We start from the raw sequence: 20,927 nt of genomic DNA, 5'->3' as shown, positions 1-20,927 counted from the left end.
TCGCGGCCACGGTCACGTCGCACATTGCTTCTAGGCGTAGCGGCTTGCCTCCGGCTGCTTCCCGCGGAATCAATCCGCCATGAGCACCAAGTCGCGAGAGGTCATCTGGGGCGGTCGCATATTGGGCGCAAAGATCCTTGCCCAGGGAGCCCGCGAGCGCGCCCCAGCAGGCTATCCGCGGAGCCGATCGGGCTGAGGCCGAAGCCTGGTCCGTCCGCATGGAGTGGTACGGCGGCCCTGCCCAGCCCTCGCCCACCATCGGCCAATGCATCAGCGGCGGGCTTGGCTGGCTGGAGGTCGAGTGCTCCTGCTGTAGGACATGCCAGCCTCCCCCTTGACGTCATCCGACCGCCTAAAGAGACGCCGCTCTCGAAACTGGAAGCTCCGCTCAGATGCCGGTCCTGCCGCACCCCGCAACCGTCGCCTGCGCGCATGATCAAGCTAACCGAGCCAAGGCAGGTCACACCCTATAAGTGGGTTCACCCCAGTGAGGAGCGTTGAAGCTACCATGACTAAGTTCGCCGCTGAACGTCCCTTTGCAGATCCAGAAGCTGCGGCCCGCAAGCTACTTAATCTCGCCGCCCGCATCGAGCCGGTCCAGGATGGCCGCATCCACATCGGCAAGATCAAGTATCCCTTCCTCTCCACGCTTAAGGGAAGCGGCACGGAGTTCGACGCCGCCGCCATCAGGTGCGCAGTCTAGAAAGGTTGGCTGGAGCTGCACGAAAGCGGTACCTACGTGCGGCTGCTGACAACTGGCGATGATCGGCTCGGTCAATAAATCAACGTGAAGGAGAACCACGCCGCGAGTGACGCGCAGAGACAAATTCCAAGATAAGGCAAGGCAAGGCGCATCGGGCTTTTCCCTCCGAAACGCAAATATGGATCATCATATCATGCTGAGACCACAACCGCCAGGAATCAGGGGTTGCAATCGCGCGCCTTCGGCAGGCTGCGCTTGGAGTGATATGGTCTCGCTGGTTCGAGGAGCCCATCCCTGTGCCGATGGCCGCAAGCTGGTGGCGCTGCTCGACGCCGGCGAGTACATTCGCCGCTTTGCCGAAGAAGGAGTATAACCCGCCGGAGTACAGGCGGTGCAACCCCAAGGGCAAAGAGCCGCATTGGGGCCGGCGCAAGCTGAAGAGGGACCAATGATCAAGGCCGCCACTAAGGCGGGGCATCACCTATCGCACGCTGCACATCACGAACCACAGCTATGGTGCTTTGTGTATAGCGTCCATCGTTCCAGCGATGATCCGCTGCAAATGCCGTAGCGGCAGCAAAGATGATTGCAAATCCAATCTTGCCCATATCCAACTGCGCTCGCCACGCTTCTGAATGAACTGCGGGACCAAATTGCTACCCACGAGGCGCCTGTTCGCGCGTCTCGCGTCCCCCCCGGCCATAGGCGGCGCAAAAATGTCGTCTAGCGCAAAACGTGGACGTGCGCGGAGGTTGATTGCCCACGGAAAAGCCGCAGCGTGGCTCCAGCCCCTACTGCGGCATTCCCGGTCAACTTGAAATTAAGTGGTACTTAAATCGCGCCGGTGTTCTCACAGTAGAACACCCCGTTCCGAAAATGGACTCCGGATAACTACCGGATTCCGGTTTTGTACGCATTGTTGGTATAGGGCGAAAGTGGCATCGCTTGGCTTCCAGCCCCAATGCTCCCGGCAGCCGATCCAATTGCGGATTAGAGCGCCGGGAGTGCTAGGGCCCCGCTGGCGTGACCGGCAGCCATTAATCCCGCAGTTGAAGGCCGAAGTTTTCCGCCACACGCTTCACTGATGAAATGTATCTATCCAACGCACTCGCAATTTGTACCGCGCCGGCGCCTTACCGCGCAAATGATCTCCGAGGCGGACGACGGCACGCGCCCCGAGCTGTGCTTTGCCGTGTTTCACCTGTCCGAAATGCTGGACAAGCTGAAGGACAACTACCGAGCCGCGTGGCATGGGGAGCCCACATGCGACTGATCCGGCTTCTGCTAGGCCGGCTGTGCCTCAAGCTCAGTTTGCGCCTGGCGATGGCGGGCACGGCGATCAGCGGGATCGGAGTTTTACCGGCGCCATCGTTCCCACTCCACCATTGCTAACGATCTGAGGCCCGCCGGTTCACGCTGGCGGGCCGCCTTTCAGTTGTGGAGTAACCGCCCCATCAGCAGCCGCTTTTTTCTTCCCCCTCTGCTGCTTGGACGCGGTAAATCTGGACACTCTGGTGACAAGCCACATAGTGCTGCGGCAGCTAGCGCACTCATAGAGCTTCAACTCATAGCCCTCTGCCACCGGAAAAAGGCCCTTGAGCAGTCGAGCTTGACTACAAACCGTGCATCCGGCTTCGCCGTTCACGACGCCCCCCGCGAGCAATTTAGCCGCAATGATCGGAATGAGAACTGAGTCTCGCTTCACGAGCAATAGCGGTCACGCTGGCGGGCCTTCTCGTTATGAGAGGCAAGCGACGATCGCGAGAACCACGTCAGCGCCCAGCTCACCCGAATAGGCTGCGAAGATAAATCCGGCGCCAACAACAAGCGCAATTGCTTTGAGTGTGATCATTTTGAAATCCCCTCGCTAATGAGTGGAGGTTAGACCCGGACCATTTCGGGGGTGCTTCGCGCAAGGCGGAAAACGGTTTCGTTTACCTAGGCGTTATCGAGAGCCGCAGGCGGCACGACGAAGGCCGCAGCAGGGATACTGCTGCGGCCTAGCGCGGTCGAAAATTCCGGGTGAAAAAGGTCTAAGTAAAATATGAAGCCAGCCCCGGTATCGTCAGCAAAACACCGGATTGTTTCAGCCGTGTTTCGTCGCGCCAAGAAAATGCAGTTCCTTGCGAGGAACTTAGCCTCTGTGGCAGAGGTACAGCACCCGTGGAATGAGAAGGCCCGCCGTGCTGCTGCTGCCGGCGGGCGTTCGAGCACAAGGCCGCGTAATCCCCAAGGCGCGTCGAGCAACACTGACAGAATCCGAGCAAATGATTGGCTAAGATCGTGGCGAGGTTGGCGCGCGATATGCTTAGGTCCAGCCGCCGTGCCGATCGTGCGGAACGTCGCGGCGTCGGTCGCAGGAACAGCTTCTTAGCCGTTCCTGCGACCTTCACGTTTGAGGCTCCGGCGCTCAAATCCGCAATTGGATTGGCAGCCGAGAGCATTGGGGCTGGAAAGCGAGCCATGCCATGTTCCCGAGGACGGAACAATGCGTACAAAACCGGACTCCGGTAGTTGTACCGACTCCATTTTCGGAACGGGGTGTTCTACTGTGAGAACACCGGCGCGATTTTAGTACCAACCACCAATTTCAAGTTTCCCGGGAATGCCGCAGTGGGGCTGGAACCACGCTGCGGCTTTTCCCATTTCTCGCAGACGGTCATTGATCCCGCTTAGGCTTGCGTCGGCCCCAATGCGGCTCTTTCCCCTTCGGATTTAATTCTGGGACGTAGTGCCGGTTCAAAGCCCGCAGGAGACCGATGCGGGCGAACATTGTCGGGCCGCCGCTTTCTGCGACCAGGATCAACGCCTCCGTCGCGGCTTGCCATTCGAGCGCCTGATGCTCCTTCTTCGGCAGAGCGCTGATGTACTCGCCGGCATCGAGCAGCGTCACCAACTTTGTGCCGGCCACCTCAATCGGATATTCGAACCGCCGCCCCCAGCCTTTCTTCATTTCGTCTTTCGATAGCGGGCCATCTCCGCTCTTGCGAGTGCCTTGGCCTTCTCAAGCGCTTCTGACCCGGTCAGCCGATCGGACCCAAGGCGCCGTCCGGCTAGATCGTCCCAATAGATGTAAACGCTCGGCCGACCATCGGCGAAGCAGATCTCGTAGCTGCCGGTCTGAGGCACAGCTTCGTGCTTACGGATGCGAACGGGACGAGACATGCCGCCATCAAAGCGGCATCGTGCATGCTGTGCAAATTGTCGATTCCTAGTACCTCCCGAACGTCGCGAGCTACTGCTTATCGTGGGTGGGGACATTGGGAAATTTACGGGTGGCGCGTGTAGTTGCCGGCGATCTCCAGCAGCGCGGCGCGCTCTACCGGGTCTTCGGTCTGGGCTGCCAACGTGCGGCAGATTGACTCAATGTCGGGCTCGCGATAGCGCGCGCTGATTGTACGTTCGATTGTGCGCTGGAGCCAACCAAAAAGACTAACTAACTGATTTTGTTGATCTTTTGGCGGAAGGGGTGGGATTCGAACCCACGGTACCCTTGCGGGCACGCCGGTTTTCAAGACCGGTGCCTTAAACCACTCGGCCACCCTTCCAAGTCCGGAATGGCTGTCGCTTAACGTAGTCGACGGCGCATGGCAACGCGAAGTTGGCGCCCGCCCCCTTCCCCGGCATCCGATCGGTCAGGCGAGCGTCAGCCTGTTCCCTTACCCTGTGCCCTATCGGCAATCCCGGACACTGGCGACGTCGTCCAGGGCGTCGCTGGTTGCGAGGCCTGGTTTGGAGTCGCTTCCGTTTCCGGGGCCTCGTTTGCCAGCCGCAAAAGAAAAACGGCGCCCCGTGAGGAGCGCCGCATCTAATTGTTCGTAGCTTCGTCGTCTCAGTAGCCGCCGCAGGACGCACACCCCATCTGCGCCGGCGCGTAATACGAATACCCCGGCTGGACCATCTCGACGCGCTGGCGCGTGGCGTATTGGGGCGGGATGCGCTCGTACTGGACGCTCGGCGGCGCCACCATCACGGTCTGCGGCACCATCACGGTGCGGTACTGCGCCGGCGCGCGGTGCGCCACGACGGCTCCAGGCGACACCATCACGGTCTCATCGACGGTGCGGTATTGCGGCTGCACGTATTGCTGCTGGTAGCAGGTCGTGCACGGCGGCGGCGTGTAGCAATTGTAGCAGCCGGCGGAGGCAGCAGTCGTCATGGAAATCGCAGCGACGGCTGTGGAGAAAACGACAGCGAGAGTGCGAGACATTCTTGTGGTGCCCCAATTGCCCGAAATGGATTTGCGAAGGTCGCTGCCAGTATACGCCGCAAAACCTTGCTTTGCCGAAGTTCGTCGGGGCATCCTTAATGCAAACGGCCGGCTTGCGCCGGCCGTTCAGAACTTGTTGACCATGCGCGGTGCATGCGATCACGCCCGCACGTGACGCTGTTACTTCGAGCGCCGCTTCACCTCGCGCACCGCGCCGCGCGCGGCGCTGGTGGTGAGCGCAGCGTAGGCTTGAAGCGCGGTCGAGACGTTGCGCTTGCGGCCGAGCGCCTGCCAGGCGGAATCGCCCTTCGCCTCTTCCGCGGCGCGGCGCTTGGCGAGCTCCTCGTCGGAGACCTCCAGCGTGATGCTGCGGTTCGGGATGTCGATGGCGATGCGATCGCCGGTCCTGACCAGACCGATGTTGCCGCCTTCGGCGGCTTCCGGCGACAGATGGCCGATCGACAGGCCCGACGAGCCGCCCGAGAAGCGCCCGTCGGTGACGAGCGCGCAGGCTTTGCCGAGTCCCATCGATTTCAGATAGCTGGTCGGATACAGCATCTCCTGCATGCCGGGGCCGCCGCGCGGGCCTTCATAGATGATGACCACGACCTCGCCGGCAACGACCTTGCCGCCCAGAATGCCTTCCACGGCCGCGTCCTGGCTCTCGAACACGCGGGCGGGGCCGGAGAATTTCAGGATCGAGGCATCGACGCCGGCGGTCTTCACGATGCAACCGTCCTGCGCGAGGTTGCCGTAGAGCACGGCAAGACCGCCGTCCTTGCTGAAGGCGTGATCGAGGTTGCGCACTACGCCCTTCTCGCGGTCGGCATCGAGCTCGTCGTAGCGGCGCTCCTGGCTGAACGCGACCTGGGTCGGGATGCCGCCGGGCGAGGCACGGAAGAAGGTGCGGACAGACTCGCTCTTCGAGCGCTTGATGTCCCAGCGCTCCAGCGCGTCGTTCATGGTCGGCGCGTGCACGGTCGAGACCGACGTGTCGATCAGGCCGGCGCGGTCGAGCTCCCCCAGGATGCCCATGATGCCGCCGGCGCGATGCACGTCCTCGACATGGACGTCGGCGACCGAGGGCGCGACCTTGCAGAGCACGGGAACGCGGCGCGACAGGCGGTCGATGTCCTGCATGGTGAACTCGACCTGCCCTTCATGGGCGGCGGCGAGCAGATGCAGCACCGTGTTGGTCGAGCCGCCCATCGCGATGTCGAGCGTCATCGCGTTCTCGAAGGCCTTGAAGTTCGCGACATTGCGCGGCAGCACGCTAGTGTCGTCCTGCTCGTAATGGCGACGCACGATATCGACGATGGTGTGGCCGGCCTCGACGAACAGTCGCTTGCGATCGGCGTGGGTTGCGACCACCGTGCCGTTGCCGGGGAGCGCAAGGCCAAGCGCTTCCGTGAGGCAGTTCATCGAATTGGCCGTGAACATGCCCGAGCACGAGCCGCAGGTCGGGCACGCCGAGCGCTCGATCACCTTGACGTCCTCGTCGCTGACCTTGGAGTCGGCGGCGGCGACCATGGCATCGATCAGGTCGACCGCCTTGGTCTTGCCCTGCAGCGTCACCTTGCCGGCCTCCATCGGTCCGCCCGAGACGAACACGGCGGGGATGTTGAGCCGCAGCGCCGCCATCAGCATGCCGGGGGTGATCTTGTCGCAATTGGAGATGCAGACCATGCCGTCGGCGCAATGGGCGTTGACCATGTACTCGACGCTGTCGGCGATCAATTCGCGCGACGGCAGGCTGTAGAGCATGCCGTCATGGCCCATGGCGATGCCGTCGTCGACCGCGATGGTGTTGAACTCTTTCGCCACGCCGCCGGCCTGCTCGATCTCGCGGGCGACGAGCTGGCCGAGGTCCTTCAGATGGACGTGGCCGGGCACGAACTGGGTGAAGGAATTGACCACCGCGATGATCGGCTTGCCGAAATCGCCATCCTTCATGCCGGTCGCGCGCCAGAGGCCGCGGGCGCCCGCCATGTTGCGGCCGTGGGTGGTGGTGCGGGAGCGATAGGCTGGCATGGCGGTTTCCGTCCTCGGGTTTGGCTGGCCGGGCGCGGCAAATTTTCGAAGCCGCCTCAGGCGTTTCCGGCCGGATAGCGCACGGGGGGAACGCGCGCAACGGGAACTTGGGCCGGACAGGGCTCCCCTGCTCCCGGCGCGGGGACTCTCACCTGCCCCGGACGCGGCGCAGCGTCTCTTCGACGGTGCGCTGCAGCGCCGGGGCCCATCTGGCAGCGAGTGCTATGGCCTCCTAGGTCCCGGCTCGCGCTTCGCGCGTCCGGGACACGAGAGCTGAAGTCCTATTGCAGCTCGGGATCGAGCCGGTCGCGCAGCCAGTCGCCGATGACGGAGACCGCCAGCGTGGTCACCACGATGGTGGTGGCCGGCGCCAGCATGATCCAGGGCGCCCGGGTCAGGTACTCGCGGCCGTAGCCGACCATGTTGCCGAGGCTGGTCATCGGCGGCTGCACGCCGAGGCCGAGAAACGACAGGCCCGACTCCATCAGGATCACCTCGGGAAAGACCAGCGTGGTCGAGACGATCAGGGTCGAGGCGATGTTGGGCAGGATATGCCGGAGGTAAATCCGCGCCGGCGTCGCGCCGAGCTGCCGGACCGCCGCCGCATAGCCTTGGGCACTGGCGGAAATGGCAAGGCCCCGCGCGATGCGGGCGTAGCGCTCCCAGCCGAAAAATCCCATCAAGCCGATCAGGAGCGGCAGCGAATTGCCGAAGAAGGCGAGCACCGCGAGCGCCATGATCAGGAACGGCATGCTGGCCTGGAAGTCGGACAGCATCAGCACGAGCTGCTCGACGGGCCCGCGGAAATGCGCGGCGAGGAAGCCGAGCGTTGTGCCGACGATGGCTGAAATGGCCGTCGCGCCGAAAGCGATCAGGAGTGAGATGCGGATCGAGACGAGCAGCCGCGACAGCACGTCGCGGCCGAGCTCGTCGGTGCCGAGCCAGTGCGCGACATTGCCGGGCGCAGCGAGACGATTGCGCAGGTCGAGTTGGGTATAGCCGTAGGGGGCGATCTTCTCGGCGAAGGCCGCGATCACCAGCATCGCGACGATCCAGCCGATCGCGATGGCGACCGAGACCGGGATCGCCGGGAGGCTCATGCGGCGGCGGACGCCTGCGTCCTTCAGCGTGGTGTCCGTCATGCATGCGCTCCTTTGGCGCGCAGCCGCGGGTCGAGGAAGCCGTAGAGGAAGTCGACGATCAGGTTGGAGGTGACCATGGTCAACGCCACCAGCAACAGGATGCACTGCACGACGGCGAGGTCGCGGTTGGCGACGGCGACGACGAGCAGGCGCCCTACCCCCGGCCACGAAAACACGCTCTCGACCACGACCGCGCCCGCGATCAGCGTGCCCACCATGAAGCCCAGAATGGTGACGGTCGGAATCGCCGCGTTCGGCAGTGCATGCGACGTCACGACTTTTCGCCACGGCACGCCCTTCGCCGAGGCGGTGCGGATATAGGGCTGGCCCAGCACCTCCAGCATGGCGCTGCGGGTGAAGCGCGCCAGCACCGCGGCGCCGCCAAGGCTGAGTGTCACGATCGGCAGGATGGCGTGACGCCAGCTGTCCTGCCCGCCCGAGGGCAACCATCCGAGTTGCACGGCAAAGACCAGCACGAGCAGCAGCGCCAGCACGAAACTCGGCACGGTGAAGCCGGCGACCGCCGTCATCATCACCGCGCGGTCGATTCCGGAGCCCCGGTGCAGCGCCGCGTAGATGCCGGCGGGAATGCCGAGCGCGACCTTGAAGAAGAAGGCCGGCAGCGTCAGCGCCAGCGTTGCCGGAATCCGCTCCATCACAAGCTCGATCGCAGGCCGCCCGTCACGCATGGAACGGCCGAGCTCGCCCTTGGCGATCGCGCCAAAATAGTCGAGATACTGAAACCAGATGGGATCATCGAGACCCCACGCCTTGCGGAAGGCGGCGAGGACCTCCGGCGGTGCTTCCGGTCCCAAAATCATCAACGCGGGATCGCCCGAGAGACGCAGCACCACGAAGGCGAAGGTGACGACGAGCACGATCGTCAACGCCGCGCGTCCGATGCGAAGGGCGAAATAGCGTCCCATCACGCCGCGTCCCGCGTCTCGACTTGCGGCCCCGTCACGAGGTGGCAGGCAACCTGCCTGTTGCCACCGACGTTCGACAGCGCTGGCACGTCGCTGGCACAACGCGCGATCGCGCGCGGGCAGCGCGGATGGAAGGCGCAGCCCTGGGGACGCGCCGCCGGGTTCGGCGGGTCGCCCGCCAACACGATGCGGCCTGCGCTGCGGCGACCCGGCGCGGGCGATGCAGACACCAGTGCCTGGGTATACGGGTGCTCCGGCCGCGCGAACAGATCATCGGCGCTGCCGATCTCGACGATGCGGCCGAGATACATCACGGCCACCACATTGCTGATCTGCCGGACGACCCGCAAATCGTGGCTGATGAAGAGCAAGGTCAGCGCAAGCTGCGCCTGGAGATCGGCGAGCAGATTCACCACCTGCGCCTGGATCGAGACGTCGAGCGCGCTGACCGGCTCGTCACAGACCAGGAAATCCGGCTTAGTCGCCAGCGCCCGCGCCAGCACGATGCGCTGGCGCTGTCCGCCGGAGAGCGCGCCCGGATAGCGCGCACCATGTGCGGGTGTCAGTTCGACGGCGCGCAGCAATTCGCGGACACGCTCCTCGCGCTCGGTGGGCGTACCGAGGCCGTGAATGTCCAGAGGCTCGCGGATTTGGGCTGCGACCGGCAACCGCCGGTCCAGCGCCCCCAGCGGATCCTGAAAGATCATCTGCATGTGCGCGCGTTGCGCACGCCATGCAGTCGTTCCGGGCTTTGCCATCGGCTCGCCGTCGAACCGCACCTCGCCATGATCCGGCGGCTCGAGGCCGAGCACGATGCGGCCGGTGGTCGACTTTCCCGAGCCGGACTCGCCGACGAGGCCCAGCGTCTCGCCCTTGCGGATCGTCAGCGACACGCCATCGACCGCATGAACGGCGGTACTTCGGCCGAACATCCCGGAGCGCATGCTATAACTACGCGAAATTGACGACACGTCGACGAGCGGACGGCTCATTCGGCAGCGATCCCGAGCAGCGCGCGGCGCGAAGCCTCGGCGCGGACGCAGGCGACGGCGCGATCCTCCGCGATCGGCGCAAGGGTCGGGGCGACACCGCCGCACGGCGCCTCTGCGAGCGCACAACGCGGCGCGAAGGCGCATCCATCAGGCATCCTCGCGGGATCGGGGACCGTTCCGGGAATGGCGGTCAGGCGGCGCCTCGGCCCGTCGAGCGGCGGCAACGCGCCGATCAGGCCCTGCGCATAGGGATGGACGGGATCGGCGAAGAGCTGGTTCGCCGGCGCTTCCTCGACAATGCGGCCAGCATACATCACGGCGACGCGGTCGCAGTTTTCCGCGACCACGCCGAGATCGTGGCTGATCAGGACCATCGCCATGCTCATCTCGCGGCGGATGGTCGAGAGCAGTTCCAGAATCTGCGCCTGAATCGTGGCGTCGAGTGCCGTCGTCGGTTCATCCGCGATCAGCAGGTCGGGATTTCCGGCGAGCGCCATCGCGATCATGATGCGCTGGACCTGGCCACCGGAAAATTCGTGCGGATAGGCTTCGAGCCTGCGCGCCGCGTCGGGAATTCCGACGAGATCGAGCAGCCGCCGCGCTTCCGCTTTCACCGCGCCGCCCGAGAGATCGCGATGCAGCGCCAGGGACTCGCAGAGCTGCCTGCGGATGGTCAGCACGGGATTGAGTGCGCTCGCGGGATCCTGGAAGATCATGGCGGCGCGCCCGCCCCTGATACGGTCGAGCTCGGCGGCGGGCGCACCGAGGATCTCGCGACCGTCGAGACGAACGGAGCCCGAGACGCGGGCATTCCGCGGCAACAGGCCGAGCGCCGCAAGCCACGTCACCGACTTGCCCGATCCGGACTCGCCGACGAGGCCGAGCGCCTCGCCCTTGTGCAAGGCGAGATCGACACCGCGCAGGACTGGCACGCCGTGGAAGGCGACGCTGAGGTCCTTGATGCTGATCAGCGGCGACACCGATCAGGCCTCGAAATTGCCGGCGCGGAAATCCATCGCGAAGGCGGGCGACGCCTTCCACTTGATCGACTTCGGCTTGGCCGTGAAGGTCGCGTTCTGGTGCAGCACCGTATAGGCCGGGTCTTCGCGCTCGGCGATCTCCAACATACGGCGGAACGCCTTCTTGCGGGCGGCCCGGTCGATCGAGGTTTCCAGGAACTCCGAGAGCGTGTTCAGCTCGGCATTGGTCCACTCGCCGATCTGCTGCTGCTGGCCGTTGGGGCCATGCTGGGCAACCAGCGACGACACGGGATCGTTGAAGGCGGCCGAGTTCGACCAGTCGCGTACCGCACGCGTCGGCGCGCGCTCCATGATCTGCGACCAGTTCTCCTTGGTCTCGATCTGGACGTTGAGGCCGACCGACTTCCACATCTCGACCAGCACCTGCGCGGTCGCGACCTGGCTGGTGTAGTAATTGTTGAGCAGCCGATAGGGAATGGGGTCGCCCTTGTAGTTGGCCTGCTTCAGCAGGTCCTGCGCCAGCTTGGGATCGTAGGCCGGCACGTTCCAGTCGGCATTGAACATGTCGCCGTAGAACTCCCACTGCAGGCCCTTCGGGACGCGGGTGCGCCCGGCCCACAGGCTGTCGACGATCGCCTGGCGGTCGATCGCGTGGGTGAAGGCGCGCCTTACAAGCGGATTGGCGAGTTGGGCGTGGTTCTTGTCGAACACGGTCAGGCGGTGATTGAGGATGGTGCCGCCCTGCACTTCAAAGGCCGCGTTCTTCTCGATGCCCGCGATCTGGTCCGGCGGGATGTCGCAGGCGAACTGATACTCGCCCGAGAGCAGCCCGTTGATGCGGCTCGCGACCTCGGGCACTTCGAGGAAGCGGATGCGCTTGAGCGGTGGACGGCCGCCCCAATATTCGTCGTGGGCTTCCAGCGTCAGCGACACGTCGGGCTTGAGTTCGACGACCTTGTAGGGACCGGTGGTAACAGGCTTGCGCGCCCAGTCGAGATAGCTCGCGGATTCAGCCCAGGCGCGGCGGTTCGCGATATCTGAGCCGTAGCGCGACAGCCGACCCTCGATCGTGACGTCGGGCGTCGCGTTGTAGAAGCGCACCGTGTACTTGTCGACGGCATCGACGCGCACGAGGTCCGGCCAGATCCGGCGCGCGACCGCGGGCACGTCCGGCGGCAGCTCCTTGCCCGGCCGCGGCGTCGGGATCTTCTCAAAAGCCTGGATGGTGCTGCGGCTCTTGGCCTCGCTCTCACCGAACATGCGCTCGCGGCTGAACGTGAAGACGACGTCCTCGGACGTCAGTTCGTCGCCATTGTGGAATTTGACGCCCTGGCGCAGCTTCACCTCGACAGTCTGGTCGTCGATACGGCGCCACTCGGTGGCAAGCCCCGGCACGGCCTCAAGGCTGCCGCGCCAGTTCTTGGAGATCAGGCCTTCCCAGATCGAGGAGAAGAAAACGCGCTCGCCGACATTGGACTGCTCGCGCAGCACATCGAGCACGTTCGAATTGGTCACCTTCTGCACGGCAATCGTCACCGAGGGACGGTTGTCGGCCTGCGCGATGGCAAAACGCGGCAGAAGCAGTGTGCTTGCGGCAGCGCCGCCGGATTTCAGGATGGTGCGACGGGTAAGCTTGCTCATGACGGGAACCCCTGCCCTGGATGATGCGGTTATTCGGCGAGACCAAGCGCGGCGAGATGGGCTGCGCCGGCGCGGACGTCGTCGTGATTGCGAAGTTCGAGGATCAGCCGGGGGTTGGAATTCAGCCGGCCCAGCGCGCGGAACACGGCGACCCACGGGATATTGCCTTCGCCTGGGGCCCAGTGCCGGTCGGCAAAACCGTCGGTGTCCTGCAGGTGGACGTGCGTCAGCATGTCGCCGGCGGTTTCGACATAGTAGTCGACCGGCGGCGCGCCAGTGGAGATGTGCGCGTAGTTGGCGTGGCCGGTGTCGAGGGAGACGCGCACCTTGCTGCTTTCGAGCGCCTTGGCGAGACGCACGCGATCGCGCGGATCCTTGTCCTCGATGTTCTCGATGACGATCTCGCAGCCGATGGTTTCGGCGCGCACAATCACCTCGGCGAGTGTCGCCTTGACGCGTTCGACGATATTCGCGCGATTATCCGGATAGAGGTCGAGGTTGTTGTGGTCCCAGGTCGTGAACGGCGAATGGATCACCATCTGCGTCGCGCCGAGAAACTCGGCGGCTTCGAGGCCCTGAAGCAGGCGTTTCGTCACGACTTGGCGGATCATCGGGTCGTGGCTACCGATCGCGAAGCCCCAGAACGGTCCGTGGATGCCGAGCCGGCCGGTGTGACCTGAGAGCATCTGCTTGATTTCGCTGGCAGCACTTCGCCAGTCGCCGTCGAGCAGATCCGCGCGAAAGAAATCCTGAATTTCGAGATCGCGCTGCCGTTCCAGGAGCCAGTCGCGATGCGCAGGGATCGATTTAATGGACAATGCGGCGCCCAGTACCGGCTTTGACATGGCTTGCTCCTTTGACCGTCAGCGATCACGGGAGCAGCGCTAGACCAGTTCAATGACAGGCCGGTGAAATGCAGGTTCCGCAAGCCGCAGGAGATGTGGACATCCTGTCGCGTGCTTGCATCGATTTCAGGCAGTGCCGAGCGTAGCGCGTGCAGCGGCATGCATCGGCGCGCGGATCAAGCACGATTGAGTCCGTAGTGATCCGGAATGGAATCCTATTTCGATGTCGCGTACATCGCGGGACATCGATCGGCGGCCTTCCAAGGGCATCACCTTCTGATCGCGCACCACGGGGTTGGGGGCCCACATAGGGCGGGGGGATCAAAGGCTGGGGCAAGGTTACGAGGTCCGGACTCCTAGGCACTCCGGACCTCGGGACTTTCTAGATTGAACGTGATTTCGCGCCGCCGGCTTGATCAGCCGTGCGGCGCGAAGTCGTTTTGGCGTCGTTATGCCGACACGAGCGCTAGCGCGTCTGTGGCTCGATCGTCACCGTGCAGTCGCCCTGCCCTTGCGTCGCCACCACGATGTTGCCCGCGGGAGCACCGAGGGCGATCGGAGCGGACGAGCCGCCGCCGGGCATTTGGACAGTCACGCTCAGGGAGTCCGTTCGCGCGGTCGAGCCTACGGTCGAGGGTTCTGCCTGGGCCACATTGCCCGACGCGTCACGCCGCATAATCTGGCAGTTCACATTGCTGCCGCCGGCGGCCGCCACGCTCGATGAGGTGCCGCCGCTCATCTGGGCGCGGGCTCGTGAGGGATCGCGAGGGACCTGGCTGACGATGCGATGCGTCCGCGGCTCCACAATGACGACGTCGTCACCGGTCGTGAAGTATTCATAGTCTCGATATTCGGGCTCGATCGAGACGATCTCGGGCGGAAGCCTGTGGAGGCGCACGCGCGAGGGAATGGTCTCGCCGACACGGATCGAGATGTTCAGATTGCGCTCCGGCTCCGCCAGGTGAGCACGGCTCACCGTTTCGGAGATCCGCACCTGCTTCTCGGACGTCACCTGCGTCTGCTGATTGGTCTGCGTGTTGGTCTGGGTCGTCTGGTTGGCTTGATTGGTCTGCGTGCCCGAATTGGCAGGCGCGGTCTGCGCATTGTTGGTCGGCGCCGTGCGGTTCGTGTCGGTCGCGGTGGCCGGCCGGTTGTTCTGTTGGGCGGACGGCTGCTGCTCAGCCGCGTTGCGCGGCGGCTGGGTCTGGTTGCGCTCGTTCTGGTTGGCCGCAGCTCCCGTGCGCTCGTTCTGCTGGCTAGACGTACCGGATTTGGACTTCTCGGACTCCGCCGTTGATTTCTGCGGCGCGGACTTGTCCGGCTTCGTCTCGGCGCTGCTCTTGCTGTCGCGACCCGGTTTCGTGCTTTCCGCGTTGCGATCGCGCGAAGGCTCGCGGGAGGGCTCGCGGGAGTCTTGGGCCTGATCCTTCGACTTCGGCTGGTTGCGCTCTGCAGAACCGGCCGGCTTGCGCTTATCGTCACTCGCCTCCTGCTTGGCAGCGCCGCCCTTCTCCTCGCGGCCGGCGCCCTGCAATCGCTCCTGGGCGCCCTGCGCCCGCTCTTGAACGCGCTCCTGGGCGCCGCCGCCGCGTTGCGTCGCGGCGCCTTTCGCCGGCTCCTCGGTCCGTCTCGGCTCGTCCCTCCGCTCACCGGGCGCCTGGGCGTAGGCGATGCCCGAAGCAAGCATCAGTCCGATAGCTGCGGTCGATAACATCAAGTGCTTGCGCATGGTCCCTCTCCTCGGAAATTCGCAACAACAGACGCGAACGTTCTGTGGGTGCGAAGGTTCCTGATCAGGAACGAGGGACGATCACGCGGGTCTCACATCTCGGGCGGGTCTCGCATCGGGTCCTTCAGCGTGAGCCGCGCCGTGAATGTCACGCTGGTCTTGCCAACCAGCGCCATGCCTTCGACCTCGGCGCCGTCGGCGGAGTAGTCGCCCGAAAAGCCGCAGGTCACTTCCCTGCCGCCGAACGCGAGTGGCTTGCCGACGGCCTCGGTGTGCTGATTGACGGTCATGTCGCCGCGCCATTTCCCGTTCCGGAAGGTGTAGCTGCCGGTGTAGTAGAAATAGCTGTCGCCGCCCATGATGCGGCCCTCGCAGAGCACGACGACGCCTTTGGCCTGGCCACGCTTGCCGTCGCGCATCTCAATCTCAAAGATGTAGAGGCCGTTGAGGACCTTCTGTGGGTTGCCGCCCTGCTCGGGCCCATCGCCGGCCGACATCGCTCATCTCCCGTTCAAACCGGCACATTCCGCTCGAGATCTTCAAGCCACGCCGCTGCGCTCGAATCCGACGGCGCGCGCCAGTCGCCGCGCGGCGACAACGAGCCGCCGGCCGAAACCTTGGGTCCGTTCGGCATCGCCGAGCGCTTGAACTGGCTGAATGCGAAGAAGCGGCGCAGGAACACCTCCAGCCAGCGGCGGATCTCCTTGAGATCGTATGCCTTGCGCTTATCGGTCGGAAATGCCGGCGGCCATTCGCCGTGGGCCACGTCCTTCCACGCCTGCAGCGCCATGAAGGCGATCTTGGACGGCCGCATGCCGAACCGCAGTGTGTAGAACAGGTTGAAATCCTGGAGTTCGTAGGGACCGACGGAAGCTTCCGTGCTCTGCGGCTTCTCGCCCGGCTCGGCCGGAACCAGCTCGGGCGAGATTTCAGCAACCAGGATCAGACCAAGCGTCCGGTTGACGTCGTCGCCGAACTGCTTCGAGGCAATCACCCAGCGGATCAGATGCTGGATCAGCGTCTTTGGCACCCCGGCGTTGACGTTGTAGTGCGCCATCTGGTCGCCGACGCCATAGGTGCACCAGCCCAGTGCGAGCTCGGAGAGATCACCGGTGCCGATCACGATGCCGCCTTGATGGTTGGCGAGCCGGAACAGATAGTCGGTGCGCAGGCCCGCCTGCACGTTCTCGAAGGTGACGTCGTAGACCTTCTCGCCTTTGCCGAAGGGATGGCCGATGTCCTTGAGCATCTGCGTCGCCGTGGTGCGAATGTCGAGCTCCTGCCAACTCGTCTGCAACGCCTTCATCAGCGCCAGCGCATTCGTCTTGCTCTCGCTGCCGGTCGCAAAGCCCGGCATGGTGTAGGCGAGAATGTTCTCACGCGGCAGGCCGAGCAAATCGACCGCCTTGGCGGCGACGATCAAAGCGTGGGTGGAATCGAGCCCGCCCGAGACGCCGATGACGACGCGCCTGGTGCCGGTCGCGCGCATGCGCTGGACGAGGCCCGCGACCTGAATGTTGTAGGCCTCATAACAGTCCTGCTCGAGCAGGCTCTCGTCGCTCGGCACGAACGGAAAGCGCTCGACCTTGCGCAGGAAGCCGATATCGGCCGTCGGCGGCTTCAGGGCGAAGCCGACTTTCCGAAAGAAGGCTTCGCGCTGCCGGCGGTTGTCGTCGAAGGTTCCCATCAGCGCGCGTTCCTGCCTGAGCAGGTCGAGATCGACGTCGGCCAGCGTGATCTGGCCGCCCTGCCGAAACCGCTCACCCTCGGCCAATAGGACGCCGTTCTCGTAGATCGAGGTCTGGCCGTCCCAGGCAAGGTCGGTGGTCGATTCCCCTGCCCCGGCCGCGGAATAGACGTAGGCCGCGAGGCAGCGCGCCGACGTCGATTGGCACAACAGCGCGCGCGAGCGGGCGCGGCCGATCGTGATCGGGCTGCCCGAGAGATTGATCAGCACGCTCGCGCCCGCGAGCGCGAGCTCGGAGGCCGGCGTGACCGGGATCCACATGTCCTCGCAGATCTCGACGCCGATGGTCAGGCCCGGTACGTCCTCGGCCGCGAACAGGAGGTCGACGCCGAACGGGGCGTGCAACCCGCCAAAGGCGACCATCTCTCCGACGATGCCGGCGCCGGAGGCGAAATGCCGTCCCTCGTAGAATTCGCGATAGGTCGGCAGGTAGCTCTTGGGCACGACGCCGAGGACTTTGCCGCGATGGATCACGACCGCGCAATTGTAGATGCGGTTGCCGAAGCGCAGCGGCGCGCCGACGATCAGGACGGTCATCAGCGCCGAGGATGCCTCGACGATGGCCACAAGCCCACGCTCGACCGCATCGTGCAGCGGGTCCTGCTTTACGAGATCTTCGATCGCATAGCCGGACAGGCAGAGCTCGGGAAACACGGCAACCGCCACCGACTGCTCGTGGCAGTCCTTCGCCGCCGCCAGAACCGCAGTCGCGTTGGCCGTGGGATCGGCCACATGAGAGGTGGTGACGCAGGCCGCCACGCGCGCAAATCCGTGGGCATAGATCGAGTGGAAACTCATCGAGCACAGTCCCTTTGTCTCGTCGCGACCGGCCTCCGCCAGCTCTGGACTCCATTTAACCCATCGACATGGCCCCGTGCAGGCCATTCGACGGCATGCATAACGGATTTGCAGCTTCGCCGCCCGGCCCTTGGGGTCGTCTCAGGCGCTGCGCACCAGCATGCCGGGCAGATCGTCGCGCAGCCACTCGGCGATCCGGGGCCAGGCATGGGTGTGGGTCCGCGCGCCCATGAACAGGCCAAGATGGTTGCTAGGCTGGGAGGCCGCCGCAATGAAGGCCGGTGGTGTGCCGAGCAAGCCGGCGGTGGCGAGCGCCTGCGCAGCCGGCACGACGTCGTCATCGAGCCCGGCCAGCAGGAAGACCGGCGCCTTGACGTCCTTCAGATCAATCACGCGGCCGAGTGCCGTGAATTCGCCGCGCGCGATCCGGTTCTCCCGGAAAATCCAATTGACGATCTCGAGATAATAGGTGCCGGGCAGATTGAGAGGCTCGGCGTTCCAGCGCTCGAAGCGTGCCAGCAACGCCGCGCCTTCCTCCCCGCTTTGCAGCGCCGTCACGATGTCGTCGTGGCTCGGCGCCTTCGACCAGACACGCAGCATCTCGTCGCCGCTGACATTGCCGCCGCCCCGCGCGACGAGCTGGTCATAGACCATCTCCGGCGCGTTGCGGGCGAGCTGCGACAGCCTGGACTCGATCGAGAGGTCGACGGGCGCGCCTGCCAGCACCAGCCGCCGCACCTTGGCGGGAAAGCGCGCCGCATAGAGCAGCGACAGCCAGCCGCCCTGGCACAGGCCGACGAGATCGACCGGCGCGCCGATCTCGTCGATGGCGACGTTGAGATCGCCGAGATAGCTGTCGATCGAGAGATAGCGCATGTCGGGTGCGGCCGAGCGCCAGTCGGTAAGATAGACCCGGTCGATGCCGCCATTTTGCAGAGACTGCACCACGCTGTGGCCGGGGGCGAAGTCGGCGATCAGGGCCCGATGCAGCGCATAGGGCGCGCAGACCAGTGCCGGCTGACCGGCCCCCGTGCGCGCGCAATTGCGCAGGCGCATGGTCGCAAGCTCCAGCGCGACGGAGTTGGGCGTGGTCCACGGCAGGCTGCTTTCGGCTCGCTCTGGAGGGCCGCGCTCGAGCCATCCAAAGCAGGCGTCCATGGCCAGCCGAGCCGCAGCGAACGGCCACAGCAGCGGGTCATCCGGGACCGGGCCCGGTGCGCGCAGCTGTTTACCGGTCTTCTCCGCCATGGCTATTTTACGGTCCTCACAGGAAGGCCTCGAAGTTGACGAGCGAAATACCGCGCTTCCGAAAACTCTGATGGGTCGCGGCCACCGAGCCGTCGAGATCGATGCCGCGGCAGGCGTCCTCGATAACGGCGACCTCGAACCCCGCCTTGCGAGCATCCTCCGCCGAAAAGCGGACGCAGTAGTCGAACGCGAGGCCGGCGACGAAGACGGTGTTCAACTCGCGTTCGCGCAAAAATCCGAGCAGGCCGGTCGGCGTTTTCTTATCGTTCTCGCACAGCGCCGAATAGGAATCGATGCCGCGCCGAAACCCTTTCCGCACCACCAGGCTTGCGCGGGTGGTGTCGAGATCGCGATGAAATTCAGCGCCCGCCGTGCCCTGCACGCAATGGCTCGGCCACAGCACCTGGGCGCCGTAGTCGAGCGCGATGGTCTGGAACGGCTGTTTGCCCGCATGGTTCGAGGCAAAGGAGACATGATCGCGGGGATGCCAGTCCTGGGTCAGCACCACATTGGCGAATTTTTGGGCGATCCGATTGATGGCGGGGACGACCTTCTCGCCGCCCGGCACCGCGAGCGCCCCGCCCGTGCAAAAATCGTTCTGCACGTCGATGACCAGCAGCACGTCGCGGTCGGAAATCTTCATCGCATGGTCCATTCCAGGCCATCCCGCGCGACCGGCGCCGAAGGCACGTCTCCAGTGTCGATCTTCCCGCGCTGCTTCGCAACCACCCGCAGGTGCGGCCATCTGCGCGAATGCACCCCGTCGGCCCCGGGATGCAACGGTTTGGGCTGATGCGTGTTGACTAGATCCCGCCGGGGGCGGATTCTGAAAGCCGTTCGCATTTTGCGATCGGATAGAGCGGAGGAAGCGGTTCCCGCAGCCCGAAAGGCCGCGGCAGCCATATGGACATGACCATCGGCAAGACAGGACAGATTCTTCTCGCCGATATCGGCGGGACCAATGCGCGCTTCGCGCTCAGTCAGGGCGATCAGACCGGACCGATCGACTACGTCAAAGTGGCGGACTTCCCGACCGTCCGCGAAGCCATTGCCGATGTTCTCGCACGTCGCTCCGACGGCAAACCTCCCTCAAGGGCCGTGCTGGCCGTCGCGGGGCCGGTGACCAACAACCGCTGCGTCATGACCAACAGCCCCTGGGTCATCGACGGCAACGAGCTTCAGCCGGCCCTCGGCTTTGACAGCGTCCATGTTCTCAACGATTTCGAGGTGGTGGCCTGGTCCCTGCCCGCCCTGCAGCCCGCCGACCTGATCCCGCTCGGCGGACAGCAGGGTCTTCCCGGAGAGCCGTTGCTGGTCGTCGGACCCGGAACCGGCTTTGGCGTTTCCTGCCTGGTCGAGCGCCACGGCTCACGGCTGGCCGTCGTCACCGAGGCGGGCCACGCGACCCTGCCGGCAGAGGACGAGCGCGAGGAACGCGTGATCGCGTGCATGCGCCGACGCCTCGGCCATGTCTCCATCGAGCGTGGCGCGTTGTCCGGTTCCGGCCTGCAAAGCCTCTATGAGGCGCTGGCCGAGGTGGAAGGCGCTCAGGTGCCGCATCGCGATGCTGCCGCCATCACGAAGGCGGCCCTGGAAGGCAGTTGCGAGCTCAGCCGCAAAACGCTGGAGATGTTTTGCGCCATTCTCGGCTCGGTCGCGGGCAACCTCGCGGTGACCTTCGGCGCACGCGGCGGCGTCTATATCGCCGGCGGAATCGTGCCGCGCTTTCCCGACTTCCTTGCAGCCTCCGCATTCCGGGCGCGCTTCGAAGCCAAGGGACGCTTCCAGGACTATCTCCGCGACATCCCGACCAGACTGGTCACGAAACCTGATGCGAGTTTTGTTGGCCTGACGATGTTCGCCGAGCACAACCAGCCTTAACGGCGCGCGCCTCCGGCCGCGGGTTCCAGTCATGCACAGCTGATTGCACAGCAC

The 20,927-nt window shown here is 64.7% G+C and carries 16 protein-coding genes and 1 tRNA gene; 2 read left to right on the top strand and 15 right to left on the bottom strand.

All coding sequences use genetic code 11. From position 1 onward, the window contains the following. Nucleotides 1-508 precede the first annotated feature (508 nt). The gene (locus AC0L2J_RS13000) at nucleotides 509-703 is read left to right on the top strand and encodes a hypothetical protein (protein ID WP_473390282.1); all 195 of its coding nucleotides are present in this window, start codon (nucleotides 509-511) and stop codon (nucleotides 701-703) included. Nucleotides 704-3,362: 2,659 nt separating this feature from the next. On the opposite strand, the gene AC0L2J_RS12995 is transcribed toward AC0L2J_RS13000, so the two are convergent. From AC0L2J_RS12995 to pncA, 15 genes are all read right to left on the bottom strand, one after another. Continuing rightward, a complete protein-coding gene (locus AC0L2J_RS12995; RefSeq protein ID WP_473390278.1) occupies nucleotides 3,363-3,656 on the bottom strand; it encodes a hypothetical protein in 294 nt (97 codons plus the stop codon). Between the two features lie 505 nt (nucleotides 3,657-4,161). Continuing rightward, a tRNA-Ser gene (locus AC0L2J_RS12990) sits at nucleotides 4,162-4,251 on the bottom strand. A 284-nt stretch (nucleotides 4,252-4,535) separates the two neighbouring features. After that, nucleotides 4,536-4,862 carry a hypothetical protein gene (locus AC0L2J_RS12985; RefSeq protein WP_473390274.1) on the bottom strand — a complete coding sequence of 109 codons (327 nt, stop codon included), beginning with the start codon at nucleotides 4,860-4,862 and terminating at the stop codon, nucleotides 4,536-4,538. Between the two features lie 231 nt (nucleotides 4,863-5,093). Further along, complete coding sequence (gene ilvD, locus AC0L2J_RS12980; protein ID WP_473390270.1) at nucleotides 5,094-6,944, bottom strand: dihydroxy-acid dehydratase; 1,851 nt, start codon at nucleotides 6,942-6,944, stop codon at nucleotides 5,094-5,096. Between the two features lie 281 nt (nucleotides 6,945-7,225). After that, nucleotides 7,226-8,086 (bottom strand): ABC transporter permease, encoded by an 861-nt coding sequence (locus AC0L2J_RS12975; protein ID WP_473390267.1) that lies wholly within the window; start codon nucleotides 8,084-8,086, stop codon nucleotides 7,226-7,228. Beyond that, nucleotides 8,083-9,012, bottom strand: coding sequence for an ABC transporter permease (locus AC0L2J_RS12970; RefSeq protein ID WP_473390265.1), 930 nt, complete (start codon nucleotides 9,010-9,012; stop codon nucleotides 8,083-8,085). Before AC0L2J_RS12970 ends, AC0L2J_RS12975 begins: the two co-directional genes overlap by 4 nt. Further along, nucleotides 9,012-10,004 carry an ABC transporter ATP-binding protein gene (locus tag AC0L2J_RS12965; RefSeq protein ID WP_473390262.1) on the bottom strand — a complete coding sequence of 331 codons (993 nt, stop codon included), beginning with the start codon at nucleotides 10,002-10,004 and terminating at the stop codon, nucleotides 9,012-9,014. The genes AC0L2J_RS12970 and AC0L2J_RS12965 overlap by 1 nt, the downstream gene beginning before the upstream one ends. Continuing rightward, complete coding sequence (locus AC0L2J_RS12960) at nucleotides 10,001-10,984, bottom strand: ABC transporter ATP-binding protein (RefSeq protein WP_473390260.1); 984 nt, start codon at nucleotides 10,982-10,984, stop codon at nucleotides 10,001-10,003. Before AC0L2J_RS12960 ends, AC0L2J_RS12965 begins: the two co-directional genes overlap by 4 nt. 3 nt (nucleotides 10,985-10,987) lie before the next feature. Then, nucleotides 10,988-12,625 carry an ABC transporter substrate-binding protein gene (locus AC0L2J_RS12955; protein ID WP_473390258.1) on the bottom strand — a complete coding sequence of 546 codons (1,638 nt, stop codon included), beginning with the start codon at nucleotides 12,623-12,625 and terminating at the stop codon, nucleotides 10,988-10,990. A 29-nt stretch (nucleotides 12,626-12,654) separates the two neighbouring features. Next, the gene (locus tag AC0L2J_RS12950) at nucleotides 12,655-13,470 is read right to left on the bottom strand and encodes a sugar phosphate isomerase/epimerase family protein (RefSeq protein ID WP_473390254.1); all 816 of its coding nucleotides are present in this window, start codon (nucleotides 13,468-13,470) and stop codon (nucleotides 12,655-12,657) included. A gap of 466 nt (nucleotides 13,471-13,936) precedes the next feature. Next, on the bottom strand, nucleotides 13,937-15,199 hold the full coding sequence (locus AC0L2J_RS12945) for a DUF1236 domain-containing protein (protein ID WP_473390249.1): 1,263 nt from the start codon (nucleotides 15,197-15,199) through the stop codon (nucleotides 13,937-13,939). A 92-nt stretch (nucleotides 15,200-15,291) separates the two neighbouring features. Beyond that, nucleotides 15,292-15,696, bottom strand: a complete 405-nt coding sequence (locus AC0L2J_RS12940) for a GrlR family regulatory protein (protein ID WP_063996320.1) — start codon at nucleotides 15,694-15,696, stop codon at nucleotides 15,292-15,294. Between the two features lie 14 nt (nucleotides 15,697-15,710). After that, nucleotides 15,711-17,744 (bottom strand): NAD(+) synthase, encoded by a 2,034-nt coding sequence (locus AC0L2J_RS12935; protein ID WP_473390243.1) that lies wholly within the window; start codon nucleotides 17,742-17,744, stop codon nucleotides 15,711-15,713. Nucleotides 17,745-17,885: 141 nt separating this feature from the next. Then, a complete protein-coding gene (locus AC0L2J_RS12930; protein ID WP_473390238.1) occupies nucleotides 17,886-18,992 on the bottom strand; it encodes an alpha/beta fold hydrolase in 1,107 nt (368 codons plus the stop codon). Between the two features lie 16 nt (nucleotides 18,993-19,008). Further along, nucleotides 19,009-19,647 carry a bifunctional nicotinamidase/pyrazinamidase gene (gene pncA, locus AC0L2J_RS12925; RefSeq protein WP_473390234.1) on the bottom strand — a complete coding sequence of 213 codons (639 nt, stop codon included), beginning with the start codon at nucleotides 19,645-19,647 and terminating at the stop codon, nucleotides 19,009-19,011. Nucleotides 19,648-19,901: 254 nt separating this feature from the next. On the opposite strand from pncA, the gene glk reads away from it, so the two are divergent. Further along, nucleotides 19,902-20,873: a glucokinase gene (glk, locus tag AC0L2J_RS12920; RefSeq protein ID WP_473390323.1), complete on the top strand. Its 972-nt coding sequence runs from the start codon at nucleotides 19,902-19,904 to the stop codon at nucleotides 20,871-20,873. The last annotated feature ends 54 nt before the right edge of the window (nucleotides 20,874-20,927 follow it).

It is taken from the genome of Bradyrhizobium sp. MV1.5, assembly GCF_055807615.1.
This window is presented reverse-complemented; position numbering and strand designations above follow the sequence as displayed.

Bases quoted from the DNA above. Each gene is read 5' to 3' on its own strand.
- AC0L2J_RS13000 (WP_473390282.1), top strand. From the start codon at position 509: ATGACTAAGTTCGCCGCTGAACGTCCCTTTGCAGATCCAGAAGCTGCG.
- AC0L2J_RS12995 (WP_473390278.1), bottom strand. From the start codon at position 3,656: ATGAAGAAAGGCTGGGGGCGGCGGTTCGAATATCCGATTGAGGTGGCC.
- AC0L2J_RS12985 (WP_473390274.1), bottom strand. From the start codon at position 4,862: ATGACGACTGCTGCCTCCGCCGGCTGCTACAATTGCTACACGCCGCCG.
- ilvD (WP_473390270.1), bottom strand. From the start codon at position 6,944: ATGCCAGCCTATCGCTCCCGCACCACCACCCACGGCCGCAACATGGCG.
- AC0L2J_RS12975 (WP_473390267.1), bottom strand. From the start codon at position 8,086: ATGACGGACACCACGCTGAAGGACGCAGGCGTCCGCCGCCGCATGAGC.
- AC0L2J_RS12970 (WP_473390265.1), bottom strand. From the start codon at position 9,012: ATGGGACGCTATTTCGCCCTTCGCATCGGACGCGCGGCGTTGACGATC.
- AC0L2J_RS12965 (WP_473390262.1), bottom strand. From the start codon at position 10,004: ATGAGCCGTCCGCTCGTCGACGTGTCGTCAATTTCGCGTAGTTATAGC.
- AC0L2J_RS12955 (WP_473390258.1), bottom strand. From the start codon at position 12,625: ATGAGCAAGCTTACCCGTCGCACCATCCTGAAATCCGGCGGCGCTGCC.
- AC0L2J_RS12950 (WP_473390254.1), bottom strand. From the start codon at position 13,470: ATGTCAAAGCCGGTACTGGGCGCCGCATTGTCCATTAAATCGATCCCT.
- AC0L2J_RS12945 (WP_473390249.1), bottom strand. From the start codon at position 15,199: ATGCGCAAGCACTTGATGTTATCGACCGCAGCTATCGGACTGATGCTT.
- AC0L2J_RS12940 (WP_063996320.1), bottom strand. From the start codon at position 15,696: ATGTCGGCCGGCGATGGGCCCGAGCAGGGCGGCAACCCACAGAAGGTC.
- AC0L2J_RS12935 (WP_473390243.1), bottom strand. From the start codon at position 17,744: ATGAGTTTCCACTCGATCTATGCCCACGGATTTGCGCGCGTGGCGGCC.
- AC0L2J_RS12930 (WP_473390238.1), bottom strand. From the start codon at position 18,992: ATGGCGGAGAAGACCGGTAAACAGCTGCGCGCACCGGGCCCGGTCCCG.
- pncA (WP_473390234.1), bottom strand. From the start codon at position 19,647: ATGGACCATGCGATGAAGATTTCCGACCGCGACGTGCTGCTGGTCATC.
- glk (WP_473390323.1), top strand. From the start codon at position 19,902: ATGACCATCGGCAAGACAGGACAGATTCTTCTCGCCGATATCGGCGGG.